At 59.7% G+C, this 23,109-nt stretch carries 20 protein-coding genes and 1 tRNA gene; 7 read left to right on the forward strand and 14 right to left on the reverse strand.

All coding sequences use genetic code 11. From position 1 onward, the window contains the following. Nucleotides 1-9: 9 nt before the first annotated feature. The 10 genes from MTP43_RS07855 to MTP43_RS07900 form a co-directional block, all read right to left on the reverse strand. The gene (locus tag MTP43_RS07855) at nt 10-828 is read right to left on the reverse strand and encodes a YlmH family RNA-binding protein (protein WP_113621092.1); all 819 of its coding nucleotides are present in this window, start codon (nt 826-828) and stop codon (nt 10-12) included. Beyond that, nucleotides 812-1,276: a cell division protein SepF gene (locus tag MTP43_RS07860; RefSeq protein WP_005925611.1), complete on the reverse strand. Its 465-nt coding sequence runs from the start codon at nt 1,274-1,276 to the stop codon at nt 812-814. Before MTP43_RS07860 ends, MTP43_RS07855 begins: the two co-directional genes overlap by 17 nt. Before the next feature lie 109 nt (nt 1,277-1,385). Next, nucleotides 1,386-2,699, reverse strand: coding sequence for an HlyD family efflux transporter periplasmic adaptor subunit (locus tag MTP43_RS07865; RefSeq protein WP_238057102.1), 1,314 nt, complete (start codon nt 2,697-2,699; stop codon nt 1,386-1,388). 5 nt (nt 2,700-2,704) lie between these two features. Next, nucleotides 2,705-3,625 (reverse strand): tRNA (adenosine(37)-N6)-dimethylallyltransferase MiaA, encoded by a 921-nt coding sequence (miaA, locus tag MTP43_RS07870; protein WP_113621666.1) that lies wholly within the window; start codon nt 3,623-3,625, stop codon nt 2,705-2,707. A 13-nt stretch (nt 3,626-3,638) separates the two neighbouring features. Then, nucleotides 3,639-5,780: a DNA mismatch repair endonuclease MutL gene (gene mutL, locus MTP43_RS07875; protein WP_015538561.1), complete on the reverse strand. Its 2,142-nt coding sequence runs from the start codon at nt 5,778-5,780 to the stop codon at nt 3,639-3,641. A 34-nt stretch (nt 5,781-5,814) separates the two neighbouring features. After that, entirely contained in the window at nt 5,815-8,430 is a 2,616-nt protein-coding gene (gene mutS / locus MTP43_RS07880; protein ID WP_249234727.1) for a DNA mismatch repair protein MutS, read from the reverse strand. Nucleotides 8,431-8,544: 114 nt separating this feature from the next. Further along, nucleotides 8,545-8,952, reverse strand: coding sequence for a YlbF family regulator (locus MTP43_RS07885; protein ID WP_005925591.1), 408 nt, complete (start codon nt 8,950-8,952; stop codon nt 8,545-8,547). Nucleotides 8,953-9,012: 60 nt separating this feature from the next. Then, nucleotides 9,013-10,404, reverse strand: a complete 1,392-nt coding sequence (gene miaB / locus MTP43_RS07890) for a tRNA (N6-isopentenyl adenosine(37)-C2)-methylthiotransferase MiaB (protein ID WP_113621094.1) — start codon at nt 10,402-10,404, stop codon at nt 9,013-9,015. A 118-nt stretch (nt 10,405-10,522) separates the two neighbouring features. After that, nucleotides 10,523-10,927, reverse strand: coding sequence for a Fur family transcriptional regulator (locus MTP43_RS07895; RefSeq protein WP_015538563.1), 405 nt, complete (start codon nt 10,925-10,927; stop codon nt 10,523-10,525). A gap of 24 nt (nt 10,928-10,951) precedes the next feature. Further along, a complete protein-coding gene (locus MTP43_RS07900) occupies nt 10,952-12,226 on the reverse strand; it encodes a replication-associated recombination protein A (protein WP_249234728.1) in 1,275 nt (424 codons plus the stop codon). Nucleotides 12,227-12,398: 172 nt separating this feature from the next. Between MTP43_RS07900 and MTP43_RS07905 the strand changes: the two genes are divergently transcribed. Together MTP43_RS07905 and MTP43_RS07910 are read left to right on the forward strand one after the other, a co-directional pair. Beyond that, nucleotides 12,399-13,088 carry an endonuclease III domain-containing protein gene (locus MTP43_RS07905; protein WP_015538565.1) on the forward strand — a complete coding sequence of 230 codons (690 nt, stop codon included), beginning with the start codon at nt 12,399-12,401 and terminating at the stop codon, nt 13,086-13,088. Nucleotides 13,089-13,108: 20 nt separating this feature from the next. Then, entirely contained in the window at nt 13,109-13,435 is a 327-nt protein-coding gene (locus MTP43_RS07910) for a GlsB/YeaQ/YmgE family stress response membrane protein (protein WP_005925570.1), read from the forward strand. 130 nt (nt 13,436-13,565) lie between these two features. Here MTP43_RS07910 and MTP43_RS07915 read toward each other — a convergent pair. Beyond that, nucleotides 13,566-13,641, reverse strand: a tRNA-Thr gene (locus MTP43_RS07915). 192 nt (nt 13,642-13,833) lie between these two features. On the opposite strand from MTP43_RS07915, the gene MTP43_RS07920 reads away from it, so the two are divergent. From MTP43_RS07920 to MTP43_RS07930, 3 genes are read left to right on the forward strand one after another with little or no spacing between them, the layout of a single operon-like run. Then, a complete protein-coding gene (locus MTP43_RS07920; RefSeq protein WP_005925567.1) occupies nt 13,834-14,202 on the forward strand; it encodes a hypothetical protein in 369 nt (122 codons plus the stop codon). 16 nt (nt 14,203-14,218) lie between these two features. Further along, a complete protein-coding gene (locus tag MTP43_RS07925; protein ID WP_005925564.1) occupies nt 14,219-15,133 on the forward strand; it encodes a DnaD domain-containing protein in 915 nt (304 codons plus the stop codon). A gap of 9 nt (nt 15,134-15,142) precedes the next feature. Then, the gene (locus MTP43_RS07930; protein ID WP_005925561.1) at nt 15,143-16,123 is read left to right on the forward strand and encodes an ATP-binding protein; all 981 of its coding nucleotides are present in this window, start codon (nt 15,143-15,145) and stop codon (nt 16,121-16,123) included. Between the two features lie 155 nt (nt 16,124-16,278). On the opposite strand, the gene MTP43_RS07935 is transcribed toward MTP43_RS07930, so the two are convergent. The 3 genes from MTP43_RS07935 to MTP43_RS07945 all read right to left on the reverse strand — a co-directional run bounded on the left by MTP43_RS07935 (nt 16,279) and on the right by MTP43_RS07945 (nt 20,731). Further along, nucleotides 16,279-17,067: an MBL fold metallo-hydrolase gene (locus tag MTP43_RS07935; protein ID WP_113621096.1), complete on the reverse strand. Its 789-nt coding sequence runs from the start codon at nt 17,065-17,067 to the stop codon at nt 16,279-16,281. A gap of 77 nt (nt 17,068-17,144) precedes the next feature. Beyond that, nucleotides 17,145-18,431 (reverse strand): UDP-N-acetylglucosamine 1-carboxyvinyltransferase, encoded by a 1,287-nt coding sequence (locus tag MTP43_RS07940; protein WP_044960577.1) that lies wholly within the window; start codon nt 18,429-18,431, stop codon nt 17,145-17,147. A gap of 281 nt (nt 18,432-18,712) precedes the next feature. Then, a complete protein-coding gene (locus MTP43_RS07945) occupies nt 18,713-20,731 on the reverse strand; it encodes a fructose-1,6-bisphosphatase (protein WP_249235191.1) in 2,019 nt (672 codons plus the stop codon). Nucleotides 20,732-20,864: 133 nt separating this feature from the next. On the opposite strand from MTP43_RS07945, the gene MTP43_RS07950 reads away from it, so the two are divergent. Together MTP43_RS07950 and MTP43_RS07955 are read left to right on the forward strand one after the other, a co-directional pair. Then, the gene (locus MTP43_RS07950; RefSeq protein WP_005925551.1) at nt 20,865-21,779 is read left to right on the forward strand and encodes a 4Fe-4S cluster-binding domain-containing protein; all 915 of its coding nucleotides are present in this window, start codon (nt 20,865-20,867) and stop codon (nt 21,777-21,779) included. 163 nt (nt 21,780-21,942) lie between these two features. After that, nucleotides 21,943-23,031 (forward strand): sugar kinase, encoded by a 1,089-nt coding sequence (locus tag MTP43_RS07955; protein ID WP_015538573.1) that lies wholly within the window; start codon nt 21,943-21,945, stop codon nt 23,029-23,031. Nucleotides 23,032-23,109 lie beyond the last annotated feature (78 nt).

Consider the following 23,109-nt stretch of genomic DNA (forward strand, 5'->3'; position numbering starts at 1 on the left):
CCATAGCTTTTAATATTGAAAGAACTCAATGATCGAACGATCTTTTTTACTTTTCCCGGGCAATGCGGTCAGCCGGAAGCGGCCCTTGCCGCGCACGGTGAACACATCCTGCTCGTATACGGGGGCATGGGGCTTTTCTACCGGCAGATGGTTGATCTCTACCCTGCCCGCTTCGATCAGCTCCGCAGCAGTACCGCGGCTGACGTGCAGCATGGCAGAAAGCACCGCGTCCAGCCGCAGGGAGGACACGGTGGCAGTGAGCAGCTGCCGCTCCGGCGCCGGGAAAGCCGGGATCTCTTCCGGCTCCAAAAGACGGGTGGACACCTCGGTGCGCCCCGCCTGGCACAGCTCCCGGCAGATAAGCTTTGCCGCCGGCTCCAGCGCGAACACATAGGCTGTGCCCGGCGCATCGGCGGGCAGCAGGATATCGCCCAGTGCTTCGCGCTTGAGGGCAAGCCCCATCAGGCTGCCCAGATAGTCCTTGTGCGCCGGAAGCGCCGCACCGGGCAGCGCCCGGCACTGCAGCTGTACGCAGCGCACCGGACACTCGCCGTAGCTGTACTCCGGTTCCAGACAAAGCACCCGGCGCTCGGCTTCGGGCCAGCCGCCGTCAAAACGCCAGCCGTCCCGCACACCGGCACGCCCCAGTGCCGCCCGGGCAAGATCCTGTTCCCGGTCGCTGAGGAATGCAGAGCACCGGGCTATGCCGCGGGAAAAAGCCGCATCGGCAAGATCCTCGATATGCCGCATAAGGTAGCGTTCCTCATCATTGCGGGCGGGCACAAAACCCCGCACCGCACCGGTTGCCGGATCAATAGAATGCGCCATTGTTCTCCAGCTCGTCCAGCAGATCGCCCATGATATCTACGTTGTACGGGGTAATGATAAAGGTGCTGTTGGCTACGCGCTTGATCTGGCCGTTGTTGGCATAGGCCACGCCGGACAAAAAGTCTACCAGACGGCGGGAGACCTCCTTGTTGGTGGACTCCAGGTTCAGCACCACGGTACGCTTGTTGTTCAGATGGTCGGCAATGGTGCTGGCATCCTCGAACCGCTCGGGCTTGACCAGAACCACCTTGAGCTGGGTGGTGGCATGGATGTTGACCACCTTGTTCTTCTTGCTGGTGCCCTCGGCAGGCTCCTCGGTCTCTTCGTCCATCCCGATGCCAACGCCGCTGTTGTTGTTCACCATCTGGGGGCCGTCATCGATGTACTGGTCCTCGTACTCGTCCCCTTCGCCCATCAGGCCCTTCTTAATGCTATCCAGCAAAGACATAATTATCTGCTCCTTTCATTCGGGCAGCGCCCGGCTGCCTGGCGTTCTTTGCAAAAAGAATGCAAATAGCTTTTACTATTATCTGATTTTTTTCAGCAGATGTCAATAACTACAAAAGTTTTCCGTCATATAAATTTTGTCCGGAGACGATTATTTCGTCATAAAGCCTTACCTGACTGACAGAACCGTCCGTTCCCTTGGGCAAAACAAGGATGTAATCGTCTTCCGAGATCAGCGGATGGTCGGCATCCACCGGGTCAATCTTGCAGAAACGGGCGATGTTGCCGTACTTGACGTACACGCCGGGAATATAGTTTTCGCCCTGCGTCTCGGCCTCGGTGCCGTCCTCCTTGAGGTAGTGCACCGCTGCGGCGGGAACCCGCAGGCCGGTGCTCTCGCCGGTGCTGATGCGTGCGCGGGCGTGGTTGAGGCACAGCACATCGCCGTTGATGGAGTTGCATTGCAGCACAAAGCGGGCAATATCCTGCTCTGCATCAATGGTCACCTCGGCGACAGTGGCGCGCAAGGCAGCATCGCTCTGGCCGGGGAAGCTGATTTCCACCGCCGTGCGCAGGGGCTTACCGTCCGCGCCCAGCAGCTTTTCGGCCTGCTTTGCGGAGCACACCCCGGCGTACTGCCAGCTGAACCCGGCCACCAGCTTACCTACACAGCCATCCAGCGGCATCTCGGGGTCAGAGTCCAGATAGGCTTTAAGCTGCTCCGGGCTCTGCGCCAGAATGTCCGCAGCACCGGCATTCAGCCGTCCGCTGCTGGCAGCTCGGACAAAGTAGCCGGTAGTGGGGGCGGCGATCTGGGTGGGGTTGCCCAGCTGTGCCTGCACGGTCTGTGCCTGCTGGGCAAGCAGCGCGATCTGATCCGCAAAGCCGGCGGTATCGCCGGTGGTGATCCACAGCTTGTTCTGCGCCAGCAAATAGGCATCGGTGCTTTCGTCCACATCGCTGTATTGGGCGGTGTCCAGTGCGTCCAGCAGGTCATACAGCGCACCGGAGCGCTCCTTGAGCAAGCCGTCCAGCTGGGTGGCTGCGGTGTTCTGGGAGCGCTGCAACAGGTCAATCTGGCTGGTGAGCTGGGTCAGCTGCTGGCGCAGCACCGCCTGATTGGCATCGGTATACAGCTCTGCAACGGCAGTGCCTGCCGACACCCGCTCGCCGTCCGCAACAAGGTAACCCAGATTGCCGCTGCCGGAAATGCAGGTCTCGTCAAACAGCAGCACGCCGTCCGCTTCAATGGTATCGGAGATGGTGATGGGCAGCGCCGTTTCGTAGACGTTCTGGGGGAAAAGGATGTGCGCCGCCTGCCAGCAGACATACGCTGCCGCCGCCAGCAAAAAGGTGGCCAGCACAGCCGCCAGCGTGGTAAGCGCAGAAAACTTGTGGCGCGGTTCCTGAGGGGTTTCCGGCATAAGGATCATCCTTTCAATAAAAAGTCTTGGGTCAGGCGCAAAGCGGTCTGTCGCACGTCCGCCGCCCCGGCGTCCAGCCATGTAACCCCGTCCATGTGGCGGAACCATGTCAGCTGGCGCTTGGCGTAGTTGCGGGAGGCCTGTTTGAGCTTTTCAGTGCAGACCTCAAGCGTGGCGGTCTGCTGGAAATACGGAAAAAAATCTTTATAGCCGATGGCCTGTGCGGCGGTGCGGAAGGCTTCGCGGTTATGCCAGACGTATTCTGCCTCGGCCAAAAGCCCGGCCTCCAGCATTTTGTCCACCCGCAGGTCGATGCGGCGGTACAGCGCTGCGCGGTCCGGGAAATCCAGCCCCAGCACAAGGCTGCGGTAGGGGCGCTCCGGCGGCAGCGAATCGGCCTTTTGTTCGCTGAGACGCTTGCCAGTGGCGCGGTAGTGTTCCAGCGCCCGCAGCACCCGTACCTTATTATTGGGGTGGATGGCAGCGGCGGCTTCCGGGTCCACGGCTTGCAGTTTTGCGTACATGGCTTCCGGGCCGTTGGCTTCCAGTTCAGCGGTCAGCTGCTCGCGCAGACCATCCGGGGCTTTTTCGGCGGTGAAGCGCACCCCGTACAAAAGGCTCTGCACATACAGTCCGGTGCCGCCTACCAGCAGCGGCAGATGCCCCCGGGCAGTGATATCCTGGATATACTCCCCTGCCAGCGCGGTGAAATCCGCCACGCTGAAGGTCTTTTCCGGGGTGAGGATGTCCACGCCGTGGTGCGGGATGCCGCAGGTCTCCTGCGGGGTGACCTTAGCGGTGCCCACATCCAGACCTTTGTAGATCTGCATGGAGTCGGCACTGATGACCTCGCCGGAGAACTGCTGCGCCAGCGCAACGCCCAGCGCGGTCTTGCCGGTGGCGGTGGGGCCTACCACAGCCACCACGGCAGGTTTTGCATTATACGATGCGTCCAAACTGCTTTTCCAACTCCTTTCGGGTAAGCTTGAGCACGCAGGGACGGCCATGGGGGCAGAAGGGCGGCACCTCGCCGGAGAGAATCTTCTCGGCCAGTGCCATCAGCTCCTGCGGGGAGGACTTATCCCCCGCCTTGATGGCGGCGCGGCAGGAGATGGAGTGCAGCACCCACTCGGTGTGCTCGTTCAGCGCGTCCCGGCTGCCCTTGAGCAGGCGGTCGGCGATCTCTACCAATAGATCCTCGGCATTCTGCGGCTCTACGTCCGCAGGCACAGCGCGCAATAGCACCGTACTGCCGCCAAAGTCCGCCACATCCAGCCCGGCGTTTTCCAGCAGGGGCTGATTTTCCAGCAGCGCCTGCTTTTCCTCTGCAGAGAGGTCGATGGCGGCGGGCTGCAACAACAGCTGGCTGGGCACGTTGCCGTAGTTCGCGGCCAGCTTTTCGTACAGCTGACGCTCGTGGGCGGCGTGCTTATCGATCAGACACAGCTCGTCTCCCCGCTCCGCCAGAATATAGGTGCGGAAAACCTCGCCCACATACCGCAGCGGCTCTTCCCCCTGCGGTACATCAAAGCCCAGCTGTTCCGGCTGCTCGGACTGCACCGGCTCCTCCGGCTGATAGGGCACCGTTGCAGCTTCGATCTCCGGGGCGGCAGGCACGGTGTTCCATGCTGCCATATGATCCAGCGGCGGGTCGGCTGCGGCGTCCGTCTCCGGGCGCACATCCAGCTGTGTTTCAGCAGCAGCAGCCCGGAAGGGCTGCGGTGCGGTCTGGACTTTTGTTGCATCTGCTTTTTCCGGGCTGTGGAGGGTGACCACCGGGTCCAGAATGTCCTCTGCGGGGGCAGACTGCCGCCACGAAGGCACAGCCGCCGCGCGGGCAGGCGGTGCGGGCTGTACCGGCGGGGTGTCTGCCGTAAAAGACGGGGTTTTCACCGGTGCAGCGGCAGGGCGCGGCGGCTGCGGGGCTTGCCAGCGCTGCGCGGGCAGCGTGCCGGGGTCTGCCTGACCCGGAATGACGGCGGAAAGTCCTGTAAAGTGATTATTCTTTACAGCATTTTCACTCTGAGTATCGTTTTCTTTTTCAGTTTTCTCTTTTTCGTCCGCTTCAAAGGTAAAGCGGCGTTCCCCGGTGCCGGGCTGTGCCAGCGCCAGCTTGACCGCATGGTAAACAACATCGAACACGTCATTTTCCCGGGCAAAGCGGGCTTCGATCTTTGCAGGGTGGACATTGACGTCCACAAGGTCGGTGGGCATTTCCAGCAGCAAGATGCCGCCCGGGAACTTGCCCTGCATGGTCGTTCCCTTAAAGGCCATCTCCATGCCCGCCATGATGGTGCGGTTGCGCACATAGCGGCCATTGATGTAGAAATGCTGCATACTGCGGCTGGCGCGGCAGCTCTTGGGCGGGGTGATCAAGCCGGTAACCCGGTACAGCCCTTCCTCGAAGTGCACCTCGATGAGGTCGCGGCTGAACTCCCGCCCCAGCACCGCGTAGGCGGCGCTGCGCAGCTGACCATCGCCGGGGGTGACGTATTGCAGCTTGCCTTCCCGGATGAACTTGACACTGACCTCCGGGTGGCTGAGCGCCACATGACCCACGTTATCTGCCACAAAGGTGCCCTCGCTGGAGTCCTTTTTGAGGAACTTCATGCGGGCGGGGGTGTTGTAGAACAGGTCCTGCACCCGGATGGTGGTGCCCACAGCACGGGCGGCAGGCTCCCTGCCCTGCTCCTCACCGCCGGAGATGCGGTAGCAGGTGGCAAACTCGTCCACCTCGGTGCGGGTGAGCAGCTCTACCCGCGCCACGCTGGCAATGGAAGCCAGTGCTTCACCCCTGAAGCCCAGTGTGTGGATGCTGTTCAGGTCATCCGGCTTTTCAATTTTGCTGGTGGCGTGGCGGATGAAAGCCGTTGGGATATACTCAGCATCAATACCGGTGCCGTTATCGCTGATCTCGATCAGCTTTACGCCGCCGGACTCGATGCTTACGGTGACCTGCGTTGCACCGGCGTCGATGGAGTTTTCCAAAAGCTCCTTGACCACCGATGCGGGGCGCTCCACCACCTCACCGGCGGCGATCAGCTCCGCGGTATGCTTATCCAGAACATGGATGACTGCCATGGTCTTTTCCCTCCCCTGTGGTTGATTTTTGCGGTCAGCCGTTCAGGCTGCCCTTGAGGGTCTTTTTCAGCTCGTACAAAAAGTTCAGCGCTTCAATGGGAGTAAGCGTTTCCACATCCACAGCCTCCAGTTTTTCCATCATTTCGCTGGGCACTGCCGGGGAATTGTACTCCTGCAAGGCGTCAAAATCCATCTGCTCTACCTTGTTTTTGGGCGCAGAGGCCTCCAGCGTACGCAGCACTTCGTGGGCGCGGCGGGTCACGCTGCCGGGCAGACCGGCCAGCTTTGCCACCTCGATGCCGTAGCTGTCGTCGGCGGGGCCGCGCACGATGCGCCGCAGGAAGGTGATGTCCTCGCCGCGCTTTTTGACCGCAATATTGTAGTTTTTTACGCCCTCTACGGTGCCTTCCAGCTCGGTCAGCTCGTGGTAATGGGTGGCGAACAGGGTCTTGCAGCCCAGCCCCTTGGCGGGGTCTGCGATATGCTCCACCACGGCGCGGGCGATGCTCATGCCGTCAAAGGTGGAGGTGCCGCGGCCGATCTCATCCAGCACCACAAGACTTTTGGCAGTGGCATTTTTCAGGATCTCCGCTACCTCGGTCATCTCCACCATAAAGGTAGACTGACCTGCGGCAAGGTCGTCCGAGGCACCGATGCGGGTGAAGATGGCGTCCACCACGCCCACATGACAGCTGGCTGCCGGTACAAAGGAACCGATCTGCGCCATCAGGGCAATCAGCGCATTCTGACGCATATAGGTAGATTTACCCGCCATGTTGGGGCCGGTGATGATCAGGCAGCGGTCGGTGGTGCAGTTGAGGGTGGTATCGTTGGGCACGAACATACTGCCCTTGAGCACCTGCTCCACCACCGGGTGACGCCCCTCGGTGATGGTCAGCACATCGCTGTCGTCCACCACGGGGCGGCAGTAGTTGTTTTCCGCAGCCACCTGCGCCAGCGCAGCCAGCACATCCAGCTGTGCAATAGCGTTGGCGGTGCGCTGGATGCGGTCCAGTTGGGCACCGATGCTCTCCAGCAACTCATCAAACAGGCGGCGCTCCAGCGAGATGAGCCGCTCGTGCGCGCCAAGGATCTTGCTTTCCAGCTCCTTCAGCTCCTGCGTGATGTAACGCTCGCCGGAGGTGAGGGTCTGCTTGCGGATGTAAGTCTCCGGCACAAGGTTTTTGTAGGAGTTGCTCACCTCGATGAAGTAGCCGAACACATGATTATAGCCTATTTTCAGCTTGGGGATGCCGGTCTCCTGCCGCAGACGGGCTTCCAGCTGCGCCAGCACGCCCTTGGTGTTATCGCGGATGGAGCGTAGCTCGTCCACCTCGGCATGGTAACCCTTGGCGATGACGCCGCCATCCTTGAGGGTGGAGGGTGCCTCCGGGTCTACTGCGGCATAAATGCGCGCCTTGATATCCTCCAGCGGATCGATACTTGCGGCCAGCTCGGCAAGCTCCGGGCAGCTGCAGCCCTCAGCCTGCTTGCGCAGGCCGGGCAGACGATCGCAGGTCTGGGCAAGGGTGTAGATCTCCTTGGGGGTTGCAGAGCCGTACACCGTGCGGGTCATCAGGCGCTCCATGTCCGCGATGTAGTGCAATTCTTCGGTCAGGTCGCCGCGCACCATAGTCTGACGCACCAGCGCCTCCACAGCGTTCAGGCGGTGGTTGATGAGCTGGCTGGAAATAAGCGGCTGCTCGATCCAGCTGCGCAGCATCCGCTTACCCATGGCGGTGCTGGTCTTATCCAGCACCCACAGCAGGGTGCCGCGCTTTTCGCGCCCGCGCAGGGTCTCGGTCAGCTCAAGGTTTGCCCGGGTGACAGGCGAAAGCCGCATGAACTGGGCTTCGTTGTAAGTAATGACGTTCTTTAACCGCTCCACACCCTTGATCTGGGTATCGTGCAGGTATTCCAGCAGCGCAGCCATGGCAAAGCGCACAAGGCCCTCGGCGACCATGCCGGTGGTCTGCGGCCAGTCGCGGCCAAACTGTTCTTCCAGTGCAGAAGCCACCAGCCCCGGCGCATAGCGCTCGTCCTCGACCAGTTCCACCGAGCAGCTCATGTTCTTTTTGATGTAGGCGGTCACCTCGCGGCAGTCCAGCAGGCCGGGGTTCAGCAGCACCTCGCTGGGGTGGTAGCGGCACAGCTCGGTAATGACCGCCGGGGCGATCTTATCCGCCGTCAGTTCGGTGATATGCGCCGTACCGGTGGAAACGTCCGCAAAGCACAGGCCCGCCTTTTTGCCCTTGAGGTACAGGCTGGCAATGTAGTTGTTGCGGTCGTCCTGCAGCATGCTGCTTTCAATGACCGTACCGGGGGTGACCACCCGGATGATGTCCCGCTTGACAAGGCCTTTCGCCTTGGCGGGGTCCTCTACCTGCTCACAGATGGCCACCTTATAGCCCTTAGCGATCAGGCGCGCCACATAGCCCTCGTAGCTGTGGAAGGGCACGCCGCACATAGGGGCGCGCTCCGCAAGGCCGCACTGCTTGCCGGTAAGGGTAAGATCCAGCTCCCGGGACGCCGTGACGGCATCGTCGAAGAACATCTCGTAAAAATCGCCGATGCGGTAAAAAAGAATTTCGTCCTTGTGTTGATTTTTGATCTCAAGATACTGCTGCATCATGGGCGAAAGCTCTGCCATGGTTTTTCCTCTTTCCCTTGTATGGTTCCGTCAGCCGGTTTGCGGGCTGTAACCGCCGGTGCAAACAAAACGCGGTCTGTGTTGCACAGCCGCGTTCCGGTCAAAAAAGTTTGCTCAGTGGCAGCCGCCGCAGGTGGAACAGCTGCCGGTGCAGGAGGCAGAAGGCTCCTGCACGGTCATGGGGTCGCCGCCGTTCATGGCGGTGTTGATGATGGCGTCGATATAGTTGACCAGGTTCTCGCACTCGCGCTTGGCCTCGTTGTATGCCACCATGCCCTCGTTGCCCATGATCTGGCCGTAGAGGCTGTTCACCTTCTCGTTCAGTTCAGCGATGCGGGCGTCATCGCGCTCGTTCTTGCCGATCTCGTTGTTCAGGTCCATGCGGGCCAGATTGAACTCGCCGATCAGGTTCTGCAGTTCCTCATCCTTGTCGTTTGCCTTGCGGGCCTGATCCAGAATGACGTAGCGGGGGTCGGTCTGCAGTGCCATAGCGGCACGCTTGAAAAGATCAATGCAATCCATGATTGGGTTCTCCTTGTTGTTTTTATTCTTTCTGGGGCAGTTTGCCCCGGAATCACTTTTTTATGCTTCCAGCTCGCCCAGCAGCACGGTGGCGCGGGCACCGGTAAGATGTACAGTCGCGTAGCTGCCCAGCAGTGCCGGGTCGGCGGCAAACTCCACGGTCAGGTTATTGTCCAACCGGCCGGAAAGGGTGCCTTCATTACGCCCGAAGCCTTCCACCAATACCCGGACGGTCTGCCCCACCTGCGCCTTGACCAGCGCCATGGCGATCTCGTCCTGCGTAGCCAGCAGGCGGGTCATGCGGTCGGTCTTTTCCTTGCGGGGGGTGGGGTCCGGCATTTCGGCAGCCTTAGTGCCGGTGCGCTTGGAATAGATAAAGGTGAACAGCTGCATATAGCCCACCTTGCGCACCAGCTCCAGCGTTTTTACAAAGTCCTCCTCGGTCTCGCCGGGGAAACCCACGATGATATCGCTGGAGAAGGTGATGCCGGGCACGGTCTTGCGGGCGTAGTCGATGAGCTCCAGATACTGTTCCACCGTATAGTGGCGGTTCATCTGCTGCAAAAGCCGGTCGGAGCCACACTGCACCGGCAGATGCAGGTGCTTGCACAGCTTCGGCTGGGCGGCGATGGTATCAATGAGCTTATGGCTGGCGTCCTTGGGGTGGCTGGTCATAAAGCGGATGTGGTAATCGCCGGGCACGGTGCACAGCAGGTTGAGCAGGTCGGAGAAATCGATCTGCTCCTCCAGCCCCTTACCGTAGCTGTTCACGTTCTGCCCCAGCAGGGTGATCTCCTTATAGCCCGCTTCCACAAGGTCGCGGAACTCGGCAAGGATATCGCCGGGCTTGCGGCTCTTCTCGCGGCCGCGGACGTAGGGCACGATGCAGTAGGTGCAGAAGTTATCGCAGCCGTACATGATGGGCAGCCATGCGCGGAACTCGCTCTCGCGCCGGATGGGGATGTTCTCCACGATGACCGGACGCTGTGCGGGGTCCAGCAGCACCCTCTTATGCTTTTGCAGTTTCTGGGCGATCAGCTGCGGCAGGGTGTCGATGCCGTCCACGCCGAACACCAGATCCACATAGGGGTAGCTCTTGCGCAGCTTTTCCACAACGTGTTTCTGGTTGGCCATGCAGCCGCACAGTCCGATGATGAGGCCGGGCTTTTTTTCCTTAAGGCCCTTCAGCGCGCCCACGTTGCCGAACACCCGCTGCTCGGCGTGCTCACGCACGGCGCAGGTGTTGAACAAGATCAGGTCGGCATCCTCGGGCTTATCGCACAGGCCGTAGCCGATATCCACCAGCACGCCTTTAATGCGCTCGCCGTCGTTGACGTTCTGCTGACAGCCGTAGCTGTGCACAAAGGCCAGCGGCGGGGTGTCGTAGGTCTGCCGCACCAGCTCGGCGGCAACGGTATTATGTTCAAAGTTAATGTATTCCAAGCAAACCATCCTTCTCCGCCGGGCAGGGTAGCCCCGTGCGGCGAAACTCTATTTTCTGCCATTCTATAAAAGACACTCTTTAGTATACCCTGTTTGGCCGCTGCGGGCAAGAGGAAACACGCAAATTTTATGCCTGTTTAGCCGCTGCCGCCTCTGCATCCTGCCTGCGGCAGCACTCTTCGCACACGCCCAGCAGCACCACGGCACAATCCTGCACCCTGCCCTTCTGGTTTTTGACCAGCTCCATCACCTGTTTTCCGTCCACCTCTGCATCGGTGACGCCGCCGCAGACGGTGCAGTACAAATGGCTGTGCCACGGCAGGGTGTGGTCAAAGCGGTCCGCCTTGCCGGGAATGGACACCCGGCGCACCCGCCCGGCTTCCACCAGACTGTTCAGGTTGCGGTATACGGTGCCAAGGCTCAGATTCGGGCACTCCTGCGCGGCTTTATCGTAGATTTCTTCCGCAGTCGGGTGGTCGCACAGCTGCTGCACCGTCTGCATGACAAGCTCCCGCTGTTTTGAGTAACGCATATCCATCCTCCTTTTTCACACGGTTCAGACGTTTTCTTCCCCTTTGATCTTTGCCCAGTACGCCCGGGCGGCCTGTTCGGTCTTGTTGTCGCCAAAGGTGTAGTACTTGGTATCCTTCAGCACATCCGGCAGATACTGCTGCTGTACCCAGTGGTTGGCGTAGCTGTGGGCGTATTTGTAGTTCTGCCCCTTTACCAGCGCATCCTCGCCGTCAAAGTGCTTGTTTTGCAGCTGGCGCGGGATGGGCCCGGTGCGCCCGGCCTGTACATCCGCAATGGCTGCGTTGATGGCATCGTGGGCGCTGTTGGATTTGGGGCTGGTGGCCACCAGAATGACTGCATCCGCAAGGGGCAGACGCGCCTCCGGCAGACCCACCATGTTGGCGGCATCCACCGCCGCCTTGACGATGGGGATGATCTGCGGATAGGCAAGCCCCACATCCTCGCAGGCGCACACCATCAACCGGCGGCAGGCAGAGGGCAGGTCTCCTGCTTCCAGCAGACGTGCCAGATAGTGCAGCGCCGCGTCCGGGTCGGAGCCGCGCATGGACTTCTGGTAGGCAGACACGATGTCGTAGTGGTCGTCGCCCTCCCGGTCGTAGCGCATGGCGGTGCGGCGGGTGACCTGCCGGATCATATCTAAGGTAATGCGTTTTTCTCCGTTTTCCACCGACGCTGCCGTGACCGCAAAGTCCAGACAGCCCAGTGCCTTGCGCAGATCGCCCCCGGCGCTTTCGGCCAGATAGGCGCAGGCGTCCTCGTCCATGCATACCGGCACCTGTTCCCCTTCGGAAAGGCGCTGCACGGCGTTGCGTACCCCGCGCTCCACGTCCGCTGCGGCAAGGGGCTTGAACTCAAACACCGTGCAGCGGGAAAGCAGCGCGTTATAGATGTAGAAATAGGGGTTCTCGGTGGTGGAGGCGATCAGGGTGACGCTGCCGTCCTCGATACATTCCAAAAGGCTCTGCTGCTGCTTTTTATTCAGATACTGGATCTCGTCCAGATACAGCAGAATGCCGCCCGCCGCTGCCAGCGTGCCGATATCCTTGAGCACTGCCTTGATATCCCCGGTGCCGCAGGAGGTGCCGTTGAGCTTGTGCAGGGTCATGCCGCTGTTCTCGGCAATAATGCGTGCCACCGTGGTCTTTCCGGTGCCGGAGGGGCCGTAAAAGATCATGTTGGGAATGCGCCCGCTCTCGATGGTGCGGCGGAACACCCGCCCCGGAGCCAGCAGATGCTGCTGCCCGCACACATCCGCCAGCGTTTTGGGACGCAGGCGCTGCGCAAGTGGTTCATTCATGGTGGTTTCTCCTTTCCTGCCCGCAAGGCACTTTTTATATAGTATAGCGCATTTAGAAAAGGAGGACAAGGCCTTTTCTGAAAATCATTCTCAGATAATGCCCTGCAAACATTTACAAATCCTGTCAAACATGGTATGATTCAGGTATTCCCTTTTAAAGGAGGTTTGTCCCATGCCGGTACGAAAAAAAGCCCCGGAGGATCTTACCGCAAAAAAAGCGCTGGCGCTGGAGGTCATCCGGCGTCTCAAGGCCGAATACCCGGATGCTGGTTGCACCTTGGACTACGACCACGCATGGCAGCTGCTGGTCAGCGTGCGGCTGGCCGCCCAGTGCACGGATGCCCGGGTGAACATTGTGGTGGAGGAGTTGTTTGCCAAATACCCCAGCGTGGCGGCGTTGGCTGCCGCCGAGCCGGAGGACATTGAAGCCATCGTCAAGCCCTGCGGGCTGGGACACTCCAAGGCGCGGGATATCTCGGCTTGTATGCGGATGCTGCGGGACAAGTACGACTGCCGTGTGCCCAATACCTTTGAGGAGTTGCTCGCTTTGCCCGGCGTAGGGCGCAAGAGCGCAAACCTCATCATGGGGGATGTGTTCGGCAAGCCCGCCATCGTTACCGACACCCACTGCATCCGGCTGTGCAATAAGATTGGCCTTGTGGACGGCATTAAGGAGCCGCAAAAGGTGGAGATGGCGCTATGGAAGATCATCCCGCCGGAGGAAGGCAGCGACCTTTGCCACCGCTTTGTGATGCATGGCCGTGCGGTGTGCAACGCCCGCAAGCCGGAATGCGAAAAATGCTGTTTGAAAGACATCTGCCGCACCGCCCGCGAAGCCGCCGGGCAGCAGGCAGAGCCATAATTTTTAAGGAGGTATAAACTATGATCACTTTAACGATTTTGCTCATCATTGCCCTGCTATGTGTGCTGGTGGGCTGCCTGACCGGCCTGCTGACGCTGGTAGGTGTGCTGGCTTCCCTTTTTGTGGGCGTGCTGGTGGGTGCGCTGGCCGGATATCTGGCCGGGCGCTTTATGGGCACGGAAACTTCCCTTGGCCGCAACATCCTGATGGGCGTGCTGGGCAGCTTTGTGGGCGAGTTTTTGTTCGGCCTGCTGGGCATCCACGCCTCCGGCAGCTTTTCTTCCTTTGCCATTTCGGTGATCGGTGCCTGCATCTGCATCTGGGTCGGCCAGAAGATCTCCAAGTAAGTTTTTTGGATCAATACGCCGCCGCATTCTGCTGCCGGAGTTTCCGGGCAGGGTGCGGCGGCTTTGCTTTTCCGTACAAACAAAACCCCCGAAAACCGGCTTCACAAGCCAACTTTCGGGGGTTTTTCTTTGGAGCTACTGACCTGATTCGAACAGGCGACCTGCTCATTACGAGTGAGCTGCTCTACCAGCTGAGCCACAGTAGCACATTGCACATCTGCTGCAACAGGCAATATTTTACCATATTTCTACGGTGCTGTCAAGGCCGGATTTCCTGTAAGCGGGGCAGCTTTTGCAGAGTGTTTCACAAAAAGTTGTTGCATTTTAGCCCGGCGGCTTTATAATAGAATTGATTGCGCAAAAGGCCGCGCCTTTTGCCGGAAAGGACGAGCTGCACCATGATTTTTGTTCCCCTGCTGCACTACTTTTTGTGCAAGAATGATTACAGCGGCAACGAGGCCGGGCTGCGCTACCGGCTTACCCCGGGCAAGCGCACCGTGCCGGACCCGGACGGCGGCGCGGATGCCACCAAGGAGGAAAAGATCCTCACAGTGGACTACTGGCCCGCGCCTTGGACGATCGACAAGACCGACCCCGCCCTGCGCCGCCGGGAGGTATTTCCGCTTACGGACGAAGGGCGTGCCGCCGCTGCGCAGTATCTGAAGGACGCCTACGAGGCCGAGCCGGAGCGCTGGAACAACTGCCCGGACATGATGGACTGCGACCCCTGGGAGCCGCCTGCCGAGTCGGATACTGCCAACGAATAAACCGAACGAGGAAACCATGATCTACCGTTTGAAAGAACTGAAGGGCGATACCATCGCCGTGCCGCAGCTGGTGTTCTCCAAGCTGGGCATTGCCGAAGAATACAATGTGCGGGTGGCGTTGTATGTGCTGGCCACCGGCGTGACCGACCCGGACAAGATCTGCGCCGACCTCAAGCTGCGCAGCCGCATCAGCGCAGAGAGCGCGCTGGCGTTCTGGGCAGGTGCGGGGCTTTTGGAGCGCTACGAAGAAAACGCCGCACCGGGCGCAGAGCCCAGCGCCCCTGCCCCTATGCGCTGGGCGGAGATCGCCGCCGCCAGCCGCACCGACCCTATGATCTCCAGCCTGATCGACTGCGGACAGACCAGCTTTGCCCGTCCACTGACTCACACCGAGATGGAAAAGCTGGTGAACCTGTATGTGCAGGAGGGCTTTGCGCCCGAGACCGTGATGCTGTGCGTAGCTTATGTGGCCAGCCGGGGCAAGCGCACCATGGCCGCTGTGACCCATGAGCTGAAGGTCTGGCGCGCTGAGGGCGTGGAGACCGGCGAGCAGGCCGATGCCCACTTAAAGCTGCTGGCGCTGCGCCAGAGCCGCGAGGAATACGTCAGCAGCCTGCTGCAGATCACCCCCGAGGAGCTGACGCTGGGCGGGCGCAAGGCCATTGCGCGCTGGTACGAGGTGTACGGCTACGATGACGCCATGGTGCAGGAAGCCGCCGTACAGGCCGGCCCCAAGCGGGATCTGTGGTACTGGAACAGCATTCTGAAAACATGGAACGCCAAGGGTCTGCGCAGCATCCACGATGTGCGTGGCCCAGTGGCTGCAGCCGGAGCAAGCCGAAATATCCGGGTGGACCGCGCTGCACCCAGCGGAAACGATATCCTGAAAAACGCCACCCGCCGCCGTTCTCTTATCAAGAAACCGGAGTAAGGAGCCTTTATGCGTACCAAAAACGAATTGTATCAGCAGGCACTGCGCACCGTAGCCATGCGGCGTCAGACCGCCCGCGCCTTAGCGCAGGATGCACAGGCCGAGGCCGAAGCTGCCATCCCCGGGCTGCGCCACGCCGAGGAGGAAGTGCGTGTGCGGGGCATCCGCTGCGCCATTGCCGGAGCCTCCGGCAAGGACCGCACCGAGACTGCTGCTGCCCTTGCGGCGGCAAAGCAGAAGCTGACTGCCCTGTTGGCCGCAAGCGGACGCCCTGCGGATGCACTGGAGCCAAAGTTTACCTGCAAGCGGTGTGAGGACACCGGCGCGGTGGACGGCCGCACCTGCGATTGTGTGCGCCGGGTAATGCAGCAGCTGCGCCGGAAGGAGATCGAGGAGCTGTCCAGCCTGTCCATCTCCAGCTTTGACACCATGCAGCTGGACTACTACCCCAACACGGTGGACAAAGCGCTGGGCGAGAGCGTGCGCAGCTATATGGCCAGAGTTTTGGCTGACCTGCGGGATTACGCCGCGGACTTCTCCCCTGCCACCCGCGAAAGCCTGCTGCTGGTGGGCAATGCAGGGCTGGGCAAGACTCATGCCGCCCTTGCCATTGCCGGTGAGGTGCTGCGGCAGAACTATGATGTGATCTATGTCTCCTGCCCGGACTTTTTCGGCAAGCTGGAAGCGCTACATTTCGGCACCGACCCCGGCGGCGAGGAGGAGACCTTGTTCCAGATTGCCTGCAACGCTGACCTGCTGATTTTGGACGATCTGGGCACCGAGTTCAATTCCAGCTTTTTCCTGACGAATCTGTACAGCTTGCTGAATAACCGCTTGGGCGCAAAGCTGCCTACCATTGTCACCACTAATATCACGGACGGCGCACTGCTGGAAAAGCTGTATACGGAGAAGATTTCCAGCCGCCTTGCGGCCTTTGTGCAGATCCAGTTTCTGGGCAGTGACATCCGGGTACAGAAAGCCGCCGAATAAGTCGTTTCATTTCTGCCGGATCCGTCCATCTTTCGAGAGAAACAATTGCAAAACAAATGCGCAGCACCGCGTAAATAAAAAGCCATCTGCCGCAGCATGACCAGGGGCGAAACCCTTGGAATCAGCTGTTGCAGATGGCTTTATTTTGCGGCAAATCAGAACTCTAATGCAGGGCTCACCTCGTTGCGGCGCTGTGCCTGCACGATGCAGTCTTTTTCCGGCACGACACCGGCTGCACCCAAGGTAGTGAACACGGTCTGCAAGGCAAGGTTGGGCGTGTTATTCTCCTGCGAGAGATGGCACAGGGCGAACTTTTTACAGCCGCTCTGGATGAGCTCCAGAAGCTTTGCGGAGCACTCGTCGTTGGAAAGGTGTCCTCGCACGCTCTCGATGCGGGCGCGCAGATAGTAGGGGTAGGGCCCGCTGCGCAGCATGTGCAGGTCGTAGTTGCTTTCCAGCGCCACAAGGTCGCAGCCGGAAAGCGCCTCGTGCACCGGTGGGGTCAGGGTGCCAAGGTCGGTGGCGATGGTCATGGTCTTATCGTCCGGGGTGTGGATGCGGTAGCCCACGCAGGGCACATCGTGGCTGGTGGGGAAGGACTGCACCCCGAAGCAGCCGATGTCCTCTTCCCTGCCCTCCAGCGTGTTCAGCTCACAGTTGGCGGGCACGATATCGTTGGCATCCAGAAAATCCAGCGTAGCCGCTGCGCCGTACACCGGCAGCGGGTTCTTTTTCAGGAAGGTGGAAAGCCCCTTGACGTGGTCGCTGTGCTCGTGGGTGACAAGGATGCCCGCACAATCGCTGACGGCTAGTCCCAGCGATTTGAGCGCTGCCGTGGTGGTGCGTACACCCTTGCCCATATCCACGATGAGGTACTGCGCACCGCAGCGCACCACGCTGCTGTTGCCGGAGGAGCCGGAATACAATGAAATGAACTCTGCCATGAAAACCTCTTATGTTACCACCTGAAAACAGCCCGCCGCACAGAACTTACGGCAGGCTGTTTGTTTTGTTGTTTGTGTTACAGGGCCTGTTCCAGCGCAGCGGGCATCCGCTCCACCTTGCTGATATCAGCGCCCAGACCGCGCAGCTTTTCCACGATATTCTCGTAGCCGCGCTCGATATGACCGATCTCCTCGATCTCGCTGGTGCCGTCAGCCATCAGAGCAGCCACCACCATGGCGGCACCGGCACGCAGGTCGGAAGCGCGCAGCGGTGCGGGGCTGAGCTTTTCTACGCCCTCAAACACAGCCACCTGACCATCCACCTGTACGCTGGCACCCATCTTGCGCAGCTCGTCCACATAGCGGAAGCGGTTGTCCCACACGCTCTCGGTGATGGTGCTGGTGCCCTTAGCCACGCTCAGCAGCACACCCATCAGGGGCTGCATATCGGTGGGGAAGCCGGGGTGCGGCATGGTGTTGATCTTCAGCGGCAGAATATCGCCGGTACGGGATACCCGCACAGCGTCGTCAAATTCTTCCACAGTGATCCCTGCACGGCGCAGCTTGGCCGTGATGGGCTCCAAATGCTTGGGGGTAACATTCTTGATGAGCACATCGCCGCCGGTGGCCGCGGCAGCGACCATATAGCTGCCGGCTTCGATCTGATCCGGGATGATGCTGTAAGTGCAGCCGTGCATCTTTTCCACACCGCGCACCTTGATAACATCGGTACCGGCACCGCGCACATCTGCGCCACACATATTCAAAAAGTTTGCCAGATCCACCACATGGGGCTCCTTGGCGCAGTTTTCCAGAATGGTCTGCCCCTTGGCCATGACCGCAGAGAGCATACCGTTCATGGTAGCGCCCACGCTGACCTTATCAAAGAAGATATGGGCACCGGTCAGCTCCTGCTTGGTGCGCACGGTGATCATGCCGTAATCCACGCTGTCCTCTGCGCCCAGTGCACTGAACACCTTCAGGTGCTGGTCGATGGGGCGGGGGCCCAGATTGCAGCCGCCGGGCATGGCCACCTGTGCCTTGCCGAAGCGGGAGAGCAGTGCGCCAAGGAAGTAGTAGCTGGCGCGCATCTGGCGGGACAGATCGTCCGGCACATTGGTAGTGACCAGATGCCGCGTATCGATCTCGTAGGTGTTGCGGTTGAGCATCTTCACCTGTGCACCAAGGGTGCTCAGAATCTTGAGGCTGACCGACACATCGCTGATATCGGGCAGATTTTCGATCACGCAGACATCCGCTGCCAGAATGGTGGCAGGCAGAATGCCCACAGCCGCATTTTTTGCGCCGGAAATGGTCACTTCTCCGTGCAGGGGCTTACCGCCGGTAATAACAAATTTCTCCACTTTTATGATCTCCTTGTCAAAGGCCTGTGCCACAGGCCTGTTAAGGCTACTGAAAGCATTCCATCTCGTTACTTGTACTGCCGGGGTGTACAGATTCACCAACACCGGGGCAGATTTATAACTATCCTATTATACACTACTTCCACAAAAAAGCAAAGCCCGATTTGTATCTGTTTCATTATTTTCTGTTTTGCCCAGATTACACGCGGATATTCCAATAATTTATTGAATTTTTCATCAATTTTGACGAATACCGACCCAAATTTCACCCTTTGGCGATATCACCAAACGTGATCCTCGCACCGCGCCTCCGGGATCCAGCCCAGCTGATAGGCTGTTACCAATTGCTTCAGGTCGTGCACTCGTTCCCGCAGCACCTCGCCCTCGTCCGTATCTTCCACGAGGATGCGATGATTTTCAGTCTCCAGAATGTTCTTCTGGGACAGGATATCCAAGTTCTCCCGCACCGCCTTCTCTGCGCTTTCAAAAGGCTGATGGGTGCGCAGGGACATGGTGCGGCTGGAATACACCAGCGTATACCCGGCAATGCCGGTCTTTTCGTGGTAGGCGCGGCAGAACCCGCCGTCGATGACCACCAGCCGTCCCCCTCCCTTGATGGGACTTTCGCCGTTTTTCTCCTGCACCGGCACATGGCCGTTGACGATATGGCTCGTGCCCGGCAATCCGAACTCTGCCAGAATGCGGCGGCAGGCGGCTTCGTCGTTGTACCAGCTATAATAGGGGTCCTTGACCTCCGTATGGGTGGCGGGGTCTGCGATATACAGCCGCTCGAAGGTAGTCATGGCGCTGCGGCCAAACAGGGGTGAAAGCTTGCCGCACCACAGATACCACAGAAAATCCTGTCCACTCTGGCGGGCGGCGCTGCCCTCTGCCCCGTAGTAGCCACGGCGGGCGCGGGCGTCGCAGTAATCCATCAGGGCACGGCCGGAGTAGCGGCGTCCCTCAAACTGCTCCACCGCAAAGCCGCCCTTCGTGTTCATAGGCACAGCGCCGTGGTAGAGCAGATTGCCGTTCTCAATGTGGTACACGCTGCCCTTGGCGTACAAAAATTCAATGTGCTGCTGTAACCTTTCGCTCTGCCGGAAAGACTGCACCAGCTTGCGCAGCACCAGCTGCTCGTCCGGGTTCAGCTTTGCGGGGTCTGCCGGGTCTACCGTGGGGAAAGAGGTGTCCCGCAAAGGATAGCTCTTCTCCCCCACCTGCACGGTGTGGGCGTCCCAGTCGATGCGGCGCAGATAGTCCCGCCCCTGCATCTGGAAATCCGGGTTGCGGTCGATGACCTGACATTCCAACTTGAACATGAGGATGGAGATGGCCTTGTGCATCACGGCGCAGCGGTGGAGCATTCCCTCCGTATAGGGGCCGCGGGCGGCATCCGTGTGGGGCATCCAGATGGAAAGGTCGTCCTCGCCGTAGAACTGCTCCGCCATGCGCTGCAAGTGCCGCAGATTGATGCCGTAGCAGTCCTCCAGCATCCCGTGGTTGTGGTAGGCAAGCGTAGTCTTAAGTACGGTGCAGATGCAGATGGGACTGCCGGCGGCAGCACCCATCCACACCACGTCATGGTTGCCCCACTGGATATCTACATTGTGATGACGCATCAACAGATCCAGAATAATGTCCGGGCGGGGGCCGCGGTCAAACAGGTCGCCCACGATATGCAGTTTATCCACCGCCAGATGCTTGATGAGCTCGCACAGCCGCACGATAAAGCGGTCGGCGCGGCCATTCTCGATGATGCTGCCCACGATCTGGCCGTAGTACAGGTCTTTATCGTGATCCTCAAAGTGGGCATGGAGCAGCTCGTCCAGAATATAGCCGCAGCTGGAGGGCAGACAGCCGCGCACATGGTCGCGGGTGTGCTTGGAGGACACCAGGCGGCAGATATCGATCAGCTGGAGAAGGGTCTGGGTGTACCACTGCTCCAGTGCATCCTCGGTAGTGCAGCGTGCTTTAAGCTGAGGCAGCTTTTCGGTGGGATAATAGATCAGGGTGGCAAGCTCGGCACGGGCTGCTTCCGGCATGGTGTCACCCAGCACGGCATCCACCTTTTCCCGGATGACACCGGAGGCAGAGTTCAGGATGTGCACAAAGGCCTCGTTCTCGCCGTGCAGGTCGCTCATAAAGTGCTCGGTGCCCTTGGGCAGCTTGAGCAGCGCCTGTGTGCTGATAATCTCGCTGGCAGCTGCCGCCTGCGAGGGGTAATCTCTGGCCAGCAGGGTCAGATATTTCAGATTATCGCGAATCTCATCGGTTTCGGTGCGCATGGTCTCCTCCATCATAACGCATTCCTTGCCCTGCAAAGATGTTGCGTTTTTTGTATTATCGTTTCTCTGTATTTCAGTATAGCACGAATGGCACCAAAAGTGGTATACTGAATACGAAAATTTTAAGCAAAGGACTTTGGATATTATGCCGAAAACCATTTCCATCCCCTCCCGCTGCACCCTCTGCCCCCGCCGCTGCGGTGCTGACCGTGCCGCCGGGCGCACCGGCTTCTGCGGGGCGGGCGCTACGCTAAAAGCTGCCCGCGCTGCCCTGCACCACTGGGAGGAGCCCTGCATCAGCGGCACAAGGGGCAGCGGCACGGTGTTCTTTTCCGGCTGCACCCTCAAGTGCTGCTTCTGCCAGAACTACCCCATCAGTGCCGAGGGGCTGGGGAAAGAGATCACCGTGGAGCACTTGGCCGAGATCTTTTTGAATTTACAGGCGCAGGGCGCGCACAACATCAATCTGGTCACCCCCGGGCAGTGGCAGCCGTGGATCATTGCCGCGCTGGACATTGCCCGCACCAAAGGGCTGCGTCTGCCCATCGTGTGCAACACCGGCGGCTACGAGACCGTGGAAAGCGTAGAGGCTTGGCGCGGGTACATCGACATCTGGCTGGCTGATTTAAAATATGTGTCCTCTGCCCTTTCCGCAGAGCTTTCCGCCGCGCCGGACTATTTTGCCGAGGCAAAGCCTGCCATCGAGGCCATGATGGCGCAGGCCGGACATCCGGTATTCGATGCGGACGGCATCCTGCAAAAGGGGGTCATTTTGCGTCATCTGGCGCTGCCGGGTCATGTGAAGGACAGCTTTGCCGTGCTAGACCAGATGGCTGCATGGAACGATGCCGACCCCGGGTGCTTTCTGCCCAGCGTCATGAGCCAGTACACCCCCTTCTACAAGGCCGCAGAGCACGGCATCGGGCGACGCATCACTACCTACGAATACCGCCGAGTGGTGAACTACGCCATGGACAAGGGGCTTGTGCAGGGCTATATGCAGCAGAAGAGCAGCGCCAAGGAGGAATACACCCCCAGCTTTGACCTGACCGGAGTGTAATTCTGCGGCAGAGCAGCCTTTTCAGCAACTTTACCAAATTTTCGGTCTTATTTTCTCTTGCTTGCGCGTGCAAACGCTTGCATTCTGTCCGGGAACGCACTATAATGGATACAACGATGTGTTAATAGTTGCGGGTTTCCGCAATGTCATCAGGAGGAGCTTTATGGAACATTTCAATCCGATCCTTGGCAGCGAGCCCAATGGCCAGAAGTTCATCACCTGCGGTGAGATCATGCTGCGCCTGACCCCGCCGAACTACGAAAAGATCCGCATGGCATCGGCCTTTGAGGCCAGTTACGGCGGCAGCGAGGCCAACATTGCGCTGGCGCTGGCAAACCTTGGCGTGGACAGCACCTTTTTCAGCGTAGTACCCAACAACAGTCTGGGCAAGAGCGCTGTGCGCTGGCTGCGCTCCAACGATGTGCACTGCACCCCCATGATCCTGACCGAGCCGGACGAGACCCCTTCTAACCGTCTGGGTACTTATTATCTGGAGACCGGCTACGGCATCCGCGCATCCAAGGTCATCTACGACCGCAAGCACAGTGCCATTACCGAGTACGATTTCTCTCAGGTGGATCTAGACGCTCTGCTGGAGGGCTACGACTGGCTGCACCTCAGCGGCATTACCCCGGCACTGGCACCCAACTGCCGCAGCCTGATCCTTGATATGCTGAAGGTTGCCAAGAAGAAGGGCCTGACCGTGAGCTTTGACGGCAACTTCCGCTCCACCCTGTGGACCTGGGAGGAAGCACGAGACTTCTGCACCGAGTGCCTGCCCTACGTGGATGTGCTGCTGGGCATTGAGCCCTACCACCTGTGGAAGGACGAAAACGACCACAGCAAGGGCGACTGGAAGGACGGCGTGCCCCTGCAGCCCAGCTACGAGCAGCAGGACGAGATCTTCCAGCGGTTTATCGAGCGCTACCCCAACCTGAAGTGCATCGCCCGCCATGTGCGCTACGCCCACAGCGGCAGTGAAAACAGCCTGAAGGCCTTTATGTGGTACGAGGGTCACACCTTCGAGAGCAAACTGTACACCTTTAACATTCTGGACCGCGTGGGCGGCGGCGACGCCTTTGCCAGCGGCCTGATCTACGCCATGCTGCACAACTACAAAGCCATGGATATGATCAACTTTGCAGTGGCCAGCAGCGCCATCAAACACACCATCCACGGCGATGCCAACATCACCGATGATGTGAGCACCATCCGCAACCTGATGAACATGAACTACGATATCAAGCGGTAAGCCGCATACAGCAACAGGCTCCCTGCCATTGGCAGGGAGCCTGTTTTTTGCATTGCAATCGCGGGATAAAAAAGGGCG

The sequence above is a fragment of the Faecalibacterium sp. IP-1-18 genome (genome assembly GCF_023347355.1).
GTDB classification, from domain to species: domain Bacteria; phylum Bacillota; class Clostridia; order Oscillospirales; family Ruminococcaceae; genus Faecalibacterium; species Faecalibacterium prausnitzii.